Below are 15,205 nucleotides of genomic sequence, written 5' to 3' on the forward strand. Positions count from 1 at the left end.
CCAGCTTTCGGACGCCTGCATGTCAAAGTCACGCCGTTACGCGATCATCGGCCTGAGCGCCCTGTTGTTTGTCGCACTGATCTTTTGGTATTTCTCCCGCCCCCCCAGCGTGTCCGTCCCGCCGGCGATTGCCCACGGTTACTCCAAGGCCCTGAAACAAGCGCATAACGGCGAGCCAGGCGCCGCACGGGTGCTGTATCAGCAATTGGGCCGGCCAGATCTGTCCGACGCTCGCCGCGCCGCCCTGCACAGCGAATTACACAATTATCCAAGCCCCCAGGCATTGAAGCTGGCCGACAAGGACTTGAGCCACGAATCGGCACTGGTGCGTCAGGCGGCCATTGCCAGCATCGTTGGCCTGGTACCCAGCGGCCAGCGCACCCTGTTGCTCGGCCCCTTGCTCGAGGATGACGAGCAAAGCGTGCGGTTTGCCGCCGCCAATGCCCTGTTGGGGCTTTCCCCCGACACCCTGGGCCTGTACTTCGGCCCCTTGCAGCAAGTGCTGGATGAGTATGTGAAATACCTCAAGGCCCAGCCCGAAAGCCCTGAAGGCTGGATCCAGCTGGCACGCCTGTACATTCACAGCGCCCTGCTGCCCGAAGCACAACATGCCCTGGAACAGGCATTGCGCCTGGACCCGGAGAACCTGCCAGCGGTGGTGGCGCGCATTGAGTTGCTGGACAAACAAGGTAAGGTCGACGACTCGCGCCAGGTGCTGGCCACCCAACTGCAAGCCCACCCCGAGTCGGCCTATCTGCAACATGCCCTGGGCATGTGGCTGCTGCACCATGGCGAACGCGAGTACGCCCTGCTGGGCCTGTCCAAGGCCGTGGAGCTGGAGCCCGACAACCAGGATTATCGCTACGACCTGGCCACCACCCTGCATGACCAGGAAGAACTGGAAGCCGCCCAACGCCAACTGGAAGAAATCGTCCAGCGCCATCCCGCCAATCGCAAGGCGCGGGTGCTGTTGATCAACTACTGGAAAGAAAGCGGCCAGTTGCAGAACGTCCAGGTGCTGTTAGCGCAGTTGGAACAGCAAAATCCGGACGATCCGGCCCTGCAGCAAGGGCTTTGAAGGGCGCCAGCCGTTGAAAACTGCGTACTGGCCAGCACAATTGCAAGAAAACGTTGAACCGCCCCACAGCCCAAAGGTCAAGTGAATATGGCGCGCCTCAGCCGGCACGCCCATACACTCATACGTGACCCGAGGGCACTTCTTGTCTACATCCAAAGAGCTGTTCACAGCAAAGGCGGCCACCGGCATTGAAGGTCTTGATGACATTCTTGCCGGGGGGCTATCGCGTAGTCATCTGTTCCTGCTCGAAGGTGAGCCCGGCACTGGCAAGACCACCGTGGCCCTACATTTTCTCCAGGCCGGCGCCAAGGCCGGGGAACGATCGCTGTACATCACCCTGTCGGAAACCGAGCGCGAGTTGCGCCAGGGCGCCAAGTCCCACGATTGGGACCTGGATGAGCACATCCATATCTTTGAACTGACCCCACCCGAAAGCCTGCTCAATGCCGAGCACCAGCAGAGTCTGTTGTACTCCTCTGACCTGGAACTGGGCGAAGCCACCCGCCAGATCTTCGAAGTGGTGGAACGGGTCAAGCCGACTCGCGTGGTCATCGACAGCCTTTCGGAAATCCGCCTGCTGGCGCAAAGCTCATTGCGTTACCGCCGGCAGATCCTGGCGATCAAGCACTACTTCGTGCGCTACGACGCCACCGTGCTGCTGCTGGACGACCTGACCACCGAATCCCTGGATAAAACCGTGCACAGCGTGGCCCACGGGGTAATCCGCCTGGAAGAGCTGACTCCCAACTACGGCGCGGAACGGCGCCGGGTACGGATAGTGAAGTACCGGGGGCAGAAATACCGCGGCGGTTTCCACGACTTCACCATCATGCGCGGTGGTATCCACGTGTTCCCACGGCTGGTGGCAGCCGAACACCGCAGCGGCTACAAACGCCAGCCCCTGACCAGTGGCATTGGCGAGATGGACGCGCTGCTGGGCGGCGGTATCGAGACCGGCTCCAGCACCCTGATCCTCGGCCCGGCGGGTACCGGCAAATCGTTGATTTCGATGATCTTCGCCGCCGCCGCAGTGGCCCGTGGCGAAAAAGCCGCGCTGTTTATCTTCGATGAAGAGCTAGGGCTGCTGTTCGACCGCATGAACAACATGGGTATCGACCTCGCCGCGCTGCAAGCCACTGGCAACCTGTTGATCGAACAGGTGGACGCCGCCGAGCTGTCACCGGGCGAATTTTCCCACCGGGTGCGGCGCTGCGTAGATGAGCGCCAGATCAAAACCGTGGTGATCGACAGCATCAACGGCTATCAGGCCGCCATGCCTGAGGAAAACGCCCTGGTGCTACACATGCACGAACTATTGCTCTACCTCAACCGCCGGGGCGCGGCGACCTTCATGACCGTAGCCCAGCACGGCCTGGTGGGCGATATGCAGGCGCCGGTGGATATCACCTACCTGGCCGACACGGTGATCCTGCTGCGCTACTTCGAGGCATTGGGCAAGGTCCGCCGGGCCATTTCCATCATCAAGAAACGCACCGGCAGCCATGAATCGACTATTCGCGAATACCGCATCGGCAGCCAGGGCATGACCATCGGCGAACCCCTTGAAGCCTTCCAGGGCGTACTACGTGGGGTGCCCACCTACATGGGGGCCGGCAACCCGTTGCTCAAGGATGAGGGCTTGTGAGTAGCCTGCCAGCCGTTTCCGAGCGCGCGATTGTGCTAGCGCCCTTGGGACGGGACAGCTCGCTGGCGCTGATGATGCTTAGCGAGGCCGGTTTCGGCGGTATCGCCGTCACCAGCCTGCCGATGCTCTGCGACGAACTGGAGCAAGGCGCGGGCCTGCTGATCATCGCCGCCGAAGCACTGCACGGGGGCGGGCTGGAGCCGCTGCTGGACTATCTGCACCAGCAACCGGCCTGGTCAGACCTGCCCATCGTGCTGCTGACCCACCATGGCGGCAATGAACAGAACGCCTCGTCCCACTTGAGCGCCAGGCTGGGCAACATCACCTTGCTGGAGCGGCCATTTCACCCGGTCACCCTGATCAGCCTGGTGACCACTGCCCTGCGCGGGCGCAGAAGGCAGTACGAGGCCCGGGACCGCCTGATCGACTTGAGCCAGAGCGAACTGCGCCTGCAACGCACCCTGGAAACCCTTGAACAGCAAGTCGAGGAGCGCACCGCGCAGTTGCGCAGCAATGAAGAGGCCTTGCGCCAGTCCCAGAAAATGGAAGCCGTTGGCCAATTGACCGGCGGCATCGCCCACGATTTCAACAATATGCTCACCGGCATTATCGGCAGCCTGGAACTGCTGCGCCGACGCCTGGCCCGGGGGCGCCTGGACGATCTGGACAGCCTGATCGACCTGGGCGTGACCTCCGCCAACCGCGCCGCCGGCCTGACCCATCGCCTGCTGGCGTTTTCCCGCCGGCAGTCGTTGGACTCCAAACCGGTGGAGATCAACCAGTTGGTGACGTCCATGGGGGAACTGCTGCATCGCAGCCTCAACGAAAGCATCGCGCTGGACATGCAACTGAGCGGGCAACTGTGGACCGCAGAAGCCGACCCCAATCAACTGGAAAGCGCCCTGCTCAACCTGGCCCTGAATGCCCGGGATGCCATGCCCGAAGGCGGCAAGATGGTCGTGGAAACCCGCAATCGCCACCTCGACAACGTCTTCACGGCGGCCTACGGCACCCTCACACCGGGCGACTACGTGGAGCTGAGCGTCAGCGACACGGGCTGCGGGATGCCAGAAAACGTGATCAGCAGGGCCTTCGACCCGTTTTTCACCACCAAACCCATCGGCCAGGGCACCGGGTTGGGGCTGTCGATGATCTACGGCTTTGCCCGCCAGTCCCACGGGCATGTGATCATCCACAGCGAGGTGGGCAAAGGCACAACGGTGAGCTTGTTCCTGCCGCACTTTACCGGTGAAGTCACTGCTGACGCGCCCCTCAACCCTGCCCAACTACCCTTCGCCAATGCGGGTGAGACCGTACTGATCGTCGAGGACGACCCGGCGGTGCGGGTGCTGGTGAGCCAGGTATTGAGCGAGTTGGGCTATGCCTTTGTCGAGGCCGGGGATGCCGACAGCGCGCTGCCGATTATTGAATCCAGCCAGCGCATTGATCTGCTGATCAGTGACGTGGGGCTGCCAGGAATGAATGGGCGGCAACTGGCGGAAATTGGCCGGCAGATCCGGCCGGACCTCAAGGTGTTGTTCATCACCGGCTATGCCGAGCATGCGGCGGTGCGCGGCGGTTTTCTGGATCCGGGCATGCAGTTGATCACCAAGCCGTTTACGTTTGACCTGTTGACGGCGAAGGTGCGGGAGATGATTCGGGCGTGAGGCTTGCAAGCAAAGCGCGAGCATTTGCGTAGAAATGCTCGCGCAGCGCGCAACGATCAGGCTGCAGGCGCCCGTGCATTGGCCTCCAGCACGCTGGACTTGGTGAAAACAACCTCATGCTTGTTCTCGGCCAGCCACTGCTGAAGCTTTTCCAGCCTGGCACTGTCTAGCGGATAAACGGTTGAGCCGCCGACGACCGTGGGTAGCGTATTTTTTTCCGCGAGTGCCACATCCAGCGTAAATGAGTTGCTGTGATAGAAAACCAACTCCCCAGTGTCTGTTTTATGGATATAGGCCGTGTGAAAGTAATTGCCACCCTCGTGCCCATACTTGAAGTTGACTATTCCAGACTCAGTGACCTGACTCATATCGAGTGCCTTTTTGGGGCTGTCGTCTGTAATTCCCATCAACCGCTTATAACCCGCCGTATAGTTTGTACCACTTGTGGGTGCTTCTTTAGTTGCTCGCCGCACCGCATCGACAGTGGTCTTGGATAGCTTTTTCTCTGCCGACCCTATAAGCAAAGCGCTCTCATAACAGATACTGTCAATAACGCCTGATTTCGGATTATTCCTTAAAATATCGATGTTTTTCTGCAAGGTGGAACTGGGAATATCATCGGGCGTAAAGTTGATGGGCAGGCCATATGACTTACCTGTTTTCAGGTCATAGTGAAACCACCTTCCTGTCGCCTCATCCAGTTTTGCTGTGCACCGGGTGATATCGACGTTGTTGGCCGCCTTAACGGTGCCCTCGGCAATGTCTATCCTCTTGGCCAGCTTTAGCACCTCAGGGCTGCGCAAGCCGTGGCGCACACGTGCCAGCGTCGCTTCGACCCCGCGTCCTGCGGCCCTAGCAACACCCGACGAAAAGTCGCCGATGCTTCGCAATCCAGCTTTTGCACCCGTGACGAGGGAGCCACCAAAGGATTTCACCGACTTGAAGGCTTTGAAGCCGCCGGCAGCTTTGCCAAACCCGAGGGTTGTCGCGTACATGACACCATCGAAGACCACATCCCCCAGCGCCTCAAGCGGTTTACCTTGAATGAGATGCCGAACTGCCGAGGCGCCCGGGATAACCCCCAGGAAAAACTCAGTGGCGAGTTTTTTCCTGGCATCTTCCTTATCAAAGGTTGTAACAGCCTTGGATGACTCAAATAATTCGTCGAATCGGAATGCATGAGTCGTATGGTTGGACAGCAGTTCCCCCAGATAGCGACTGCGCGGACTGGTAAACGATGCCGGAGGAAGGTTCAATTGCGGCGCGGCGCTCCTGCGCTCTTTATCCTGGGCTGTTTGTGGCTTTAGTTCATTGATGCTTCTATTGATTTCTTTCTTGCCTGTTAAGCCTGGGCGTTCAACCCACTGGTCTTGTACGCCCTCTTTGAAACCGGTCTTGAACTCGTCGCGCTTGCGAATCCTCCCCTGCTGTGGGGAGATCTCATAGAACTCATCAGTACCGTTGCGCGTGGTTTTGATCAGCAACGCACGCTCTTTCAGAGCCTGTTCGGGAAACCCCGGTCCATCGAAGAAGGTACCGCTTGGCAGATGGCTGGTCGTACGGCTGACCTCACCTTCGACATACACCTTGATTTCTCCATATTCGAGGTTTTTCCGATCTTCCAGGGGTAGCTGTGAGATCAGGTTCCGAGTGGAGATGGCGTAGGCGTTCTCTATGCCGCTCTTGTACTTGGCAAAGGCATCGGCGTGCAGTTCGCCCGGCTTTTTCAGGCTGGAAAGCTTGCTGAGCATCCGCTTGATCGGCACGTCCTTGTCAGTGGAGGTCCAGCCTACCGAGTCCGCAGCACGACCCGACAGATAAAGATCGAGGAGTGAGTAGTTGCCAACGGGGTCGGTGGTCAACGACGGGGTCAAGTGAAAACTGTCTTGCGTCGCATAATTACTGGTAATGCACTTTCTTTCAAAGGGAATGTGCTCGCCAAAAGCTTCCTTCAGTACTTTCAACGCAATACTTTTCTGCGTGGGCATTTCGCTGTTCAACGCGGCAGGGACCTTGCTCAACAGGTCTCTCTGTTCTGCCATCATTTTTTGTGCAAATTCAATGTTCGATGTTGAATATTCACCTGTTTCTATCTTTGTCAGCACCCCATTGATTCCAGCCCACTCACCGAGCACCGACTTGAGCGCTTGGTTCTGGACCAGCTCTTCTGCGGCTGAAACAGGATCGTTTGCATCCCGTGAAATCACCTCTGCAAAGGTCATCTTGGCGCTGGCGCCGGGGCTTTGCGCCTCAATCCTGGCGACCGCAGCCTTGAGGCTGGCCCACGCGATAGAACCATAGGTCACGCTTTGCGGAACATCTTTGACCAAAAACTCGGGTGCTGCCCGAGACAGCAGCAAATGCGCCGCCACCGGGGCCATTTCCATTGTGGTTTTGCGTGTACTGCTCAAGTGATCAATCAAGCCTTGCTTGATGGTCGCCAGTGGTCGTCCGTAGTGTTGCTCCGCCCCCAGGTTGAACCCCGCCACATGGTTTTTTTTCGGGCGGAACACACTTTCATCATCCAGCGTGGTGGAAATGGCTGCCAAAACCATGTCCTGGTCGCTCGTCTCAGTCTTGAGAGCCCCCATCTTTTCCTGCAAGGCCTTACCCAGTTCCTTAGCCTTGGGCGAGTCAATGATTTGTTCAATGATCCGCTCAGGATTGCGCATGTCATTGGCGGACCAGTGCAGGTTCTGGCTGAGGTAACCCAGGGCCCCTGAGCTTCGGAATTGCTCACCAAGCCCCGGCAGCCGCAGGTTGTTGTGAAAGAAGTGGCTATACACCAGCTTTTGTTGATCGTTATCCAGCGCAATATCCCAGGACAGCGCTCCACCGAAGTTGCCAAGGCGAGCGCTAGGCAACGGCGGAGTGCTCAGGACACGTATCAGGTTGGCAAGCTCATCTTGGCTTTTAGGCACCGTCCAGCCACGGTTAGCGATGAATGTCTCGAGGCTGACGGCTTTGTCATCGCCTGGCTCACTCAGTTGGGAATAGGTGCCCTTGGGATGAACGGACAAAGTGGTGCTTTTCAAATACTCATCAATCCGGCGTGATCCGTTGGCCGGGAAGCCCTGCAACTTCTCCAGCAGCGCCTGCTTATCCTGTGCATCCCACAGAGCGGTGTTGGCTGAGTCCAGGGCGTTGTCACAACGCGATTGCGCACTACGTGTGGTATCGCTGGAAGGTATGTCCTTGAAGCGACAGTCATGTTGCAGTTCGCCCGCGCGTTTCGCCTGGACTTGCGGCGATGCGCCAAGCCCGGGTTCGCCATAGAAGCGGGCCACCGCAGAAAAAGGCGCGGATGAGCGGGACGTAGGTGCTGCCAACCCGGCCCCCTGTGCCCCGACGACTCTCGCAGCCTGCATTACGGGCCCCGTGGCTGCCGGCCAACTGTTGTCTTGCTCAGATCCCTGTAGCGCCTCGCGCTTGCCATTGATAGTACAAACTATCTGGTTGTAGGCAGGAAATACATGAATGGGTTCTGAAAGATCGATATTTTTACTTCTTGCCCATTGGGTAAACAACGGACTGTTAACTGCATCATGAAAGTGAGACCACCACTTACCAAACCTCGAGTCCTCAGGGATATTATCCAGGGTTAGCGCTGCAGCACCTGTTCTGACTCCCTCCTGAAGGCCTTGCCTATAAAGTTCGGCCATTGTCCTTTCAGCGGGATCCGCGACAAGACGTAGAGGGGTTATATCATGGCCGTCAGGCGCCCGTTTTATACGGACAGGGTTTGCTGGCGAAGGAACATCAGGAAAAACAGGATAACGTGAAGATGAAACAGCAGCACTGGAATCAATCATAGATGATCTCGATCATTTAGCGGACTTAAGATTTAAGTCGGGCAATTTTCAATCCAACACCCTGAAGAACTTAAGATAGCCAGCAATATTCCAGGCGCAACCGTAGATACTCTGCGCCCATAATATTGGCCAAATAGTAGTTATCACTATTACTTAAGGCAGATCATCCTGAAGTGCGGCTTATAAGTCGTCCAAAACAAGCGCCACGTTCCATGGAACATATTAAAGGATGTAAACAGTGCCTTATCGGGGAATGCGCAAGTGTATGTTCGCAGGGGCGCTCAAGTAGGGATCAGGCTCTGCAAAAGCCTGAAGCCCCACGGTCACTTTCAGGCGAGTAGTCTTTGGATATGCTCTTGCAACGTATCCAGGTCAAACGGCTTGGCCAGGATCGGTGCATCGCGCGTGATCGGGCTGTTGCAGTCGAGAATCTCCTGCGGGTAACCACTGATAAAGATCACCTTCAACTCCGGTCGCAACATAATCGCCGGCTCGGCAATCTGCACTCCGGAAATGCCGCCAGGCAGGCGATAGTCGGTCACCATCAGGTCCAGGTGCGGCTTGGTAGCGAGGATTTCAAAGGCCTGCTCGCCGTCGATAGCCTTGAGTACGCGATACCCCAAGCCCGCGAGGTATTCGCCCAATACGAACATGATCGACTCGTCATCCTCGACGATCAGTACAACATCTTGCGCATCTTCACTCATGGGAAGCCTTTGTCCGGTCAATTGCTGCAGATACGACCATCGGGTCACACAGAGGTTGCGTCAGGGTGACGATTGATTTCACGCGCCAGCTCCCAAAGGCAGGCACACACGGAACAATGCGCCCTCGCCGATCTGGCTCTCGACTTCGATCGTGCCTCCATGGGCCGCGACGATCTGCTCGGAAATAAACAACCCCAGTCCCAGCCCGGCCACCGCATGGTTGACCGATACGCGCTCGAACTGTTGGAAAATCCGCTTCTGGTTTTCTTGGCTGATACCGATCCCGCGATCACGCACCTCGACCCTGGCCTCGCCATGTTCGGCGTACACCCGCACATCCACCGGGCTCTTGGCGCCATAGCGCAGGGCATTGGTCAGCAGGTTCGACACCACTTGCTCGATCCTGAATTCATCCCAATGTCCCTCCACCGGCCCCTGCTCGACCAACTGGATCGTAGACTCGGCCGCCGCCACTTGCGGGGCGAAGTTCTCCAGCAGGTTGCGCACCAACAGCGTCAGGTCAAACAGCGCCGGGCGGATCGACAGCTTGCCGGTGCGAATGCGCGACACATCGAGCATGTCTTCGATCAGGCGGATCAGGCTCTGGATCTGCCGCTCATCACGGTCGACCATGGCGTGCATCTTGTCCAGGGTAAAGGCCGCCGCGTTATCCCGGGCCAGGTGCATCTTGCGCAATTGGGTTTCCAGGATCAGGCCGTTGAGGGGCGTACGCACCTCATGGGCGACGATCGACATAAAGTCATCGCGCATGCGCACCGCCTGCTCCAGCTCCGCCTGGGTCGCCTGCAGGCGGTTAAGCAATAGCTCCTGCTCGCGGCGGCTCTGCTCCAGGGCTTCGACCTGCAACTTCATGGCCTTGCTCTGGCGATACAGGTCGACGAACACATTGACCTTGCTCTTGACCGCGTGGATGTCCAGCGGCTTGTGCAGGAAGTCCACCGCGCCGCTCTCGTAGCCCTTGAAGGCGTAGTTGAGCTCACGCCCGGCGGCGCTGACAAACACGATGGGAATGTTCTTGGTCTTTTCAGTGCCGCGCATCATCTCGGCCAGTTCGAAGCCGTTCATGCCGGGCATCTGCACGTCGAGAATGGCCATGGCGAACTCATGCTCGAGCAACAGCGACAAGGCCTCGTCGGCGCTCAATGCCTTGTAGACCTGACGGTCCTCGCGCTTGATCAACGCTTCAAGGGCCAGCAGGTTTTCCGGCAGATCGTCGACGATCAGCAGTTTGGCCTGGATAGTACTTAACATGGGGAGGATTCCAGGGAAGCCAGCAAATCGCCAATGCGGCTCAAAGTGAGAATATGGTCAGGTGTATGCAGCGCCAGCGCGGCCTGGGGCATCACGCGCACTCGGGCCTGCGCAGGGTCCTGGACCACGGTGATGCCGCCGCACCGCTTGACGTGGGCCAGGCCGCGCGCTCCGTCGTGGTTGGCGCCGGTCAGCAGGATTCCCATCAGGTTCGGGCCATAGGTGTCGGCGGCCGACTCAAACAAGTAATCAATGGCCGGGCGGGAGTGATGCACGCGTTCTTCCTGGCTCAGGGACAGGATGCGGTCGTGCTCCACCGATAAGTGATAGCCGGGGCCGGCAAAATACAGGGTGCCACCCCGGATCGTCTCCTTGTCCCGCGCTTCCACCACCCTCATTGCCACGCGCCGGCCAAACACCTCGGCCAACTGGCTGCGGTGGTCATCCGGCAGGTGCAGCACGGTGATGATCGGCAGGCTGAACCCTGGCGCCAAGCCATCAAAAATGCTCAGCAACGCCTCGACCCCACCGGCGGATGCGCCGACGACGATGGCTTGGACGCCCGACAAAGACGCCGGGCTGGCAGCAGCTTCATTCATGATTTGCGGTAGATCCGTTCTTGCTTGACCAAGGGTTCGAACTGCTTGCTGTAGGCGGAAAAATCCAGGGTTTCCTTACTGCCCAGCACCAGGAAGCCGCGATGGCAGAGCGACTCATGAAACAATCCAAACGCTCGATCTTGCAACTTTTTATTGAAATAAATCAGAACGTTACGACACGAAATCAATTGAGTTTCTGAAAAGACACTGTCGGTGGCCAGGCTATGGTCGGCGAACGTCACGTTCTCGCGCAGCGTCTTGTCGAAGATCGCGTAATCGTAGGCCGCCGTATAGTAGTCGGCAAACGACTGTGTGCCACCGGCCTGCTGGTAGTTGTGGGTATAGGCCCGCACGCTCTCCAGGGAGAAGATCCCCTGCTTGGCCTTTTCCAGGGAATTGGGGTTGATATCGGTGGCATAGATGATCGTGCGGTCGAGCAACCCCTCCTCGCGCAGGAGGATGGCCATGGAGTACACCTCCTCCCCGGTGCTGCACCCGGCGATCCAGATCTTGATCGACGGGTAGGTCTTGAGCAGCGGCACCACCTCCTGGCGTATCGCCAGGAAGTGCGAGGGGTCGCGAAACATCTCGCTGACCGGGATGGTCAGGAACTGCAGCAACTGCATGAACGCCGTGGGGTCGTGCAACACCCGCTCCTGCAAGGCCGAAATGGTCTTGCAGTCGAACTGGCGCAACGCATGGGCCACACGCCGCTTGACCGAAGCCCCGGAGTAGTCGCGAAAGTCATAGCTGTACTTGAGGTAGATCGCCTCGATCAACAAGCGCAGTTCAATATCAGTGCTTCGGTCCACTTAGATACGTTCCATCTTCGGCAACCACACGCGGATCAGCGAAAACAGCCGATCCAGGTCAATGGGCTTGGCCAGGTAATCGTTGGAGCCCGCCGCGAGGCAGCGCTCCTGGTCGTCCTTCATGGCCTTGGCCGTCACCGCAATGATCGGCAGCTTGCGCCAGCGCGGGTCCTGGCGGATCAACGCGGTGGCCTCGTAACCATCCATCTCCGGCATCATCACGTCCATCAGTACCAAGTCGATGTCCTCGACCTCATTGAGTCTCTCGATGGCTTCACGGCCGTTACGGCCAATCACCACAATCGCGCCCTTGTGCTCCAGGGCACTGGTCAGGGCGAAGATGTTGCGCACATCGTCATCCACCAGCAACACCTTGCGGCCCTCGAACACCTTATCGCGGCTGCGGGCGGTCTTGAGCATCTTCTGCCGTTCCTGGGACAGCTGGGATTCGACTTTGTGCAAAAAGAGTGTCACTTCGTCCAGCAACCGTTCAGGTGAGCGGGCGCCCTTGATGATGATCGAGCGCGAATACTTGCGCAGTTCCGCTTCTTCATCGCGGGTCAGGTTGCGCCCGGTGTAGACAATCACCGGCGGGAACGAGCAGATATCCTCGGTAGCCATGCGCTTGAGCAACTCGTTGCCGAGCATGTCCGGCAGCTTGAGGTCGATGATCATGCAGTCGTAGACCGTGTTGCGCAGCAGATCCAGGGCTTCCTGGGCGAAGCCTACGGCGGTGATCTCGATGTCATCGTCGCCGATCAGGCGGGCAATGCTGTCGCGCTGCAAGTCGTCGTCTTCCACCAGCAGGACGCGCTTGACCTTCTGCGTCAGCTTGGCCTCCAGGCGTGCAAACACGTCCTTGAGCTCTTCGCGGGTAGTGGGCTTGACCGCATAGCCGATGGCGCCCATGTGCATGGCCGCTTCCACGCGGTCTTCCACAGAAATCACATGCACCGGGATATGCCGAGTCTCGGCATGCTCCTTGAGCCGTTGCAGCACGGTGAGCCCGGAGTGATCCGGCAGGCGCATGTCCAGCAGGATCGCGTCGGGCAGGTACTGTTCGGCCAGGGTGTAGCCCTCATCCGCACCGTGGGCCACCAGGCAGTGGTAACCCAGCTCGTGGGCCAGGTCGAAGAGGATGCGTGCAAAGTTCGGCTCGTCTTCCACCACCAGGATGCAACGGGTAGTGAACGGGGCTTGCTCGCGGTCGTCGGCAAAGCGTGGGATCAGCGCTTCGTCAGCCACCGGCAACGGAGAAATCTTCGGCGCCGCCACCGGTGCCGGAGTCACCACGGCGACCCGCGCGTGCTCGATGTCAGGGGCGTCTTCATCGCGCTCGACATACTGTTCCGGCAGCACCAGGGTAAAGATGCTGCCCTGGCCCGGCTCACTGGTGACATTGATGTAGCCGCCCAGCAGGGTGGCCAGGTCGCGGGATATCGAGAGCCCCAGACCCGTACCGCCATAACGGCGATTGGTGGTGCCATCGGCCTGGCGGAAGGCTTCGAAGATGCTTTGCTGCTGGTCCAGGGCGATGCCGATCCCGGAGTCGCGCACAGTAAAGGCAATGCCCTCCCCCGGCTGGCGGGAAATGGTCAGGCTGACCTGGCCCTTCTCGGTGAACTTGACCGCATTTGACAGCAGGTTCTTGAGGATCTGCTCCAAGCGCTGGCGGTCGGTGAACAACATCAGCGGCGCACCGGCCTGTACCTCCACCTGGAACCCCAGCTTGCGATCCGCCGCCAATGGCTCGAACATCCCGCGCAAGCCTTCGGCCAGGCGCGCGACGCTGGTGTTCTCGGGGCGCACGTCAAGCTTGCCGGCCTCGACCTTGGCAATATCCAGGATGTCGTTGATCAGGTTGAGCAGATCGTTGCCCGCCGAGTAGATCGACTCGGCAAACTTGACCTGTTCGCCCGTGAGGTTTTCCTCAGGGTTCTCCGCCAGCAACTTGGCCAGGATCAGCGAGCTGTTGAGCGGTGTGCGCAGCTCGTGGGACATATTGGCGAGGAATTCGGACTTGTATTTGCTGGAGCGCTGCAACTCATCGGCGCGATCTTCCAGCTCGACCTGTACGCGGTTGAGCTCCACGTTCTTGCGGTCCATGGCATCGCGCTGTTCGGCGAGGATCTGGGCCTGCTCGGCCAATTGCTCGTTGGTCTGCTCCAGCTCTGCCTGTTGGGTTTCCAGGTAGGCCTGGGATTCCTTGAGGATGCGCGACTGCTCTTCCAGCTCCTCGTTGGCGGTCTTGAGTTCTTCCTGCTGCACCTGCAGTTCTTCATTGAGTTGCTGGGTCTCGGCCAGCACTTCCTGCAAACGCTGGCGGTAGCGTGCCGCTTCGATGGAGGTGCCGATATTGCCGGCGATCAGCTCCAGCAGTTCCACATCGCGCTCATCCAGCGGGCGCAAAAAGCCCAGTTCAATGACCCCATTGACCCGATCATCGTCGCTGGTCGGCACCACCAGCACACTGCGCGGCGCACCCTCACCCAGGCCGGAGCTGACCTTGAAGTAGTCCACGGGCACATCGTCCAGGCGAATCAAACGGTGCTGCTGGGCGGCCTGACCGACAATCCCCTCGTCGCGGTAGATCGCCTGTTCCTGCTGCTCCTGCTCCCGTGAGAAGCCATAGGCGGCCACACGCTTGAGGCCGCCGTGTTCTTCACGCACATACAGCGCGGCAACCACCGAACCCATGTACTGGGCACAGAACTGCAGGATATTGCGCCCCAACAGATTCAGGGTCAGTTGGCCAAGCACCTGTTCAGCCAGTTCGGTCTGGCCATTGCGCAGCCAGGCCTGTTGCTCCAGGCGCTTGGCGATCTTCATTTGCGAGGCCAGGTTGGCGCTGTAGCTGTCTGAAAGGGCTAATAGGTTTTTCCTTCCGACATACGCCAGGAAGCCACTCAGGCCCAGGACGAACAGCAGGTAAACCACCACGCTGAACACCGTGGTGCGAGTCACGTCCTCGTTGCGATCAAGCCGGAACTGCTGCTCCATCGCAATCGCTGCGTCGTACTCCTTGCGAATTTCGTCGGTCAGGCGCTTACCCCGCCCGGCCTTCACCGCGCCGCGGAAATCGCCGTTTTGCCGTTGCATATCAATCATCGACTGGGCGTAGTTGTTCCACTCCAACTGCAACGACTCCAGGCGCTTGAGTCGGTCCACTTGCTGGGGGTTATCCGCGACCAGCACCTGCAAATTGCGCAGGTCGGAAATGATCCGTGGCTTGGCCACTTCGTAGGGGTCGAGGAAATGCTCGTCGCCGGTAATCAGGAAACCGCGCATGCCGGTTTCCTGGTCGACCGTCAGTTTTGCGGTTTCGTTGAGGTTGTTGATCACCCGGTCGGTGTGCTCCACCCACTGGATCACCGACAAAAGGTAGGTGATCAGGCACACGAAAAACACCGCACTGAGAACACCCACACCCAGTGGCAAAGCCACGTTGCGGCTCAGAAGTTTGCGGAAGCTGTTTTCATCGACTGACGAAGCGGGAGTCATGGGCGTGCCTTGGCCAAGTACGGAAAAACCGGAAGTTTGCCCCAAAATCAAAGGCGACGGCTATGTTTCTGAGGTATTTGAACGACACACTCAGGACTTTACGCTTGATTAT

9 protein-coding genes are annotated in these 15,205 nt (G+C 58.8%); 3 read left to right on the forward strand and 6 right to left on the reverse strand.

Annotated features, from left to right (window positions below):
* Positions 1-19 precede the first annotated feature (19 nt).
* The 3 genes from HBO09_RS21505 (at position 20) to HBO09_RS21515 (ending at position 4,390) form a co-directional block, all read left to right on the forward strand.
* Positions 20-1,078 carry a tetratricopeptide repeat protein gene (locus tag HBO09_RS21505; RefSeq protein WP_169997024.1) on the forward strand — a complete coding sequence of 353 codons (1,059 nt, stop codon included), beginning with the start codon at positions 20-22 and terminating at the stop codon, positions 1,076-1,078.
* Positions 1,079-1,220: 142 nt separating this feature from the next.
* On the forward strand, positions 1,221-2,723 hold the full coding sequence (locus HBO09_RS21510) for an ATPase domain-containing protein (RefSeq protein WP_169997026.1): 1,503 nt from the start codon (positions 1,221-1,223) through the stop codon (positions 2,721-2,723).
* Positions 2,720-4,390, forward strand: coding sequence for an ATP-binding protein (locus HBO09_RS21515; RefSeq protein ID WP_170060955.1), 1,671 nt, complete (start codon positions 2,720-2,722; stop codon positions 4,388-4,390). The genes HBO09_RS21510 and HBO09_RS21515 overlap by 4 nt, the downstream gene beginning before the upstream one ends.
* Positions 4,391-4,446: 56 nt before the next feature.
* On the opposite strand, the gene HBO09_RS21520 is transcribed toward HBO09_RS21515, so the two are convergent.
* From HBO09_RS21520 to HBO09_RS21545, 6 genes are all read right to left on the reverse strand, one after another.
* On the reverse strand, positions 4,447-8,202 hold the full coding sequence (locus HBO09_RS21520) for a hypothetical protein (protein WP_169997030.1): 3,756 nt from the start codon (positions 8,200-8,202) through the stop codon (positions 4,447-4,449).
* Positions 8,203-8,531: 329 nt separating this feature from the next.
* A complete protein-coding gene (locus HBO09_RS21525; protein ID WP_169997032.1) occupies positions 8,532-8,909 on the reverse strand; it encodes a response regulator in 378 nt (125 codons plus the stop codon).
* A 78-nt stretch (positions 8,910-8,987) separates the two neighbouring features.
* On the reverse strand, positions 8,988-10,181 hold the full coding sequence (locus HBO09_RS21530) for a hybrid sensor histidine kinase/response regulator (RefSeq protein WP_170060956.1): 1,194 nt from the start codon (positions 10,179-10,181) through the stop codon (positions 8,988-8,990).
* On the reverse strand, positions 10,175-10,780 hold the full coding sequence (locus HBO09_RS21535; RefSeq protein WP_169997037.1) for a chemotaxis protein CheB: 606 nt from the start codon (positions 10,778-10,780) through the stop codon (positions 10,175-10,177). Before HBO09_RS21535 ends, HBO09_RS21530 begins: the two co-directional genes overlap by 7 nt.
* Positions 10,777-11,592 carry a protein-glutamate O-methyltransferase CheR gene (locus HBO09_RS21540; protein ID WP_169997039.1) on the reverse strand — a complete coding sequence of 272 codons (816 nt, stop codon included), beginning with the start codon at positions 11,590-11,592 and terminating at the stop codon, positions 10,777-10,779. The genes HBO09_RS21535 and HBO09_RS21540 overlap by 4 nt, the downstream gene beginning before the upstream one ends.
* On the reverse strand, positions 11,593-15,093 hold the full coding sequence (locus HBO09_RS21545) for a response regulator (protein WP_169997041.1): 3,501 nt from the start codon (positions 15,091-15,093) through the stop codon (positions 11,593-11,595).
* Positions 15,094-15,205 lie beyond the last annotated feature (112 nt).

It is taken from the genome of Pseudomonas sp. WS 5027 (assembly GCF_012985695.1).
Taxonomy (GTDB): domain Bacteria; phylum Pseudomonadota; class Gammaproteobacteria; order Pseudomonadales; family Pseudomonadaceae; genus Aquipseudomonas; species Aquipseudomonas hygromyciniae.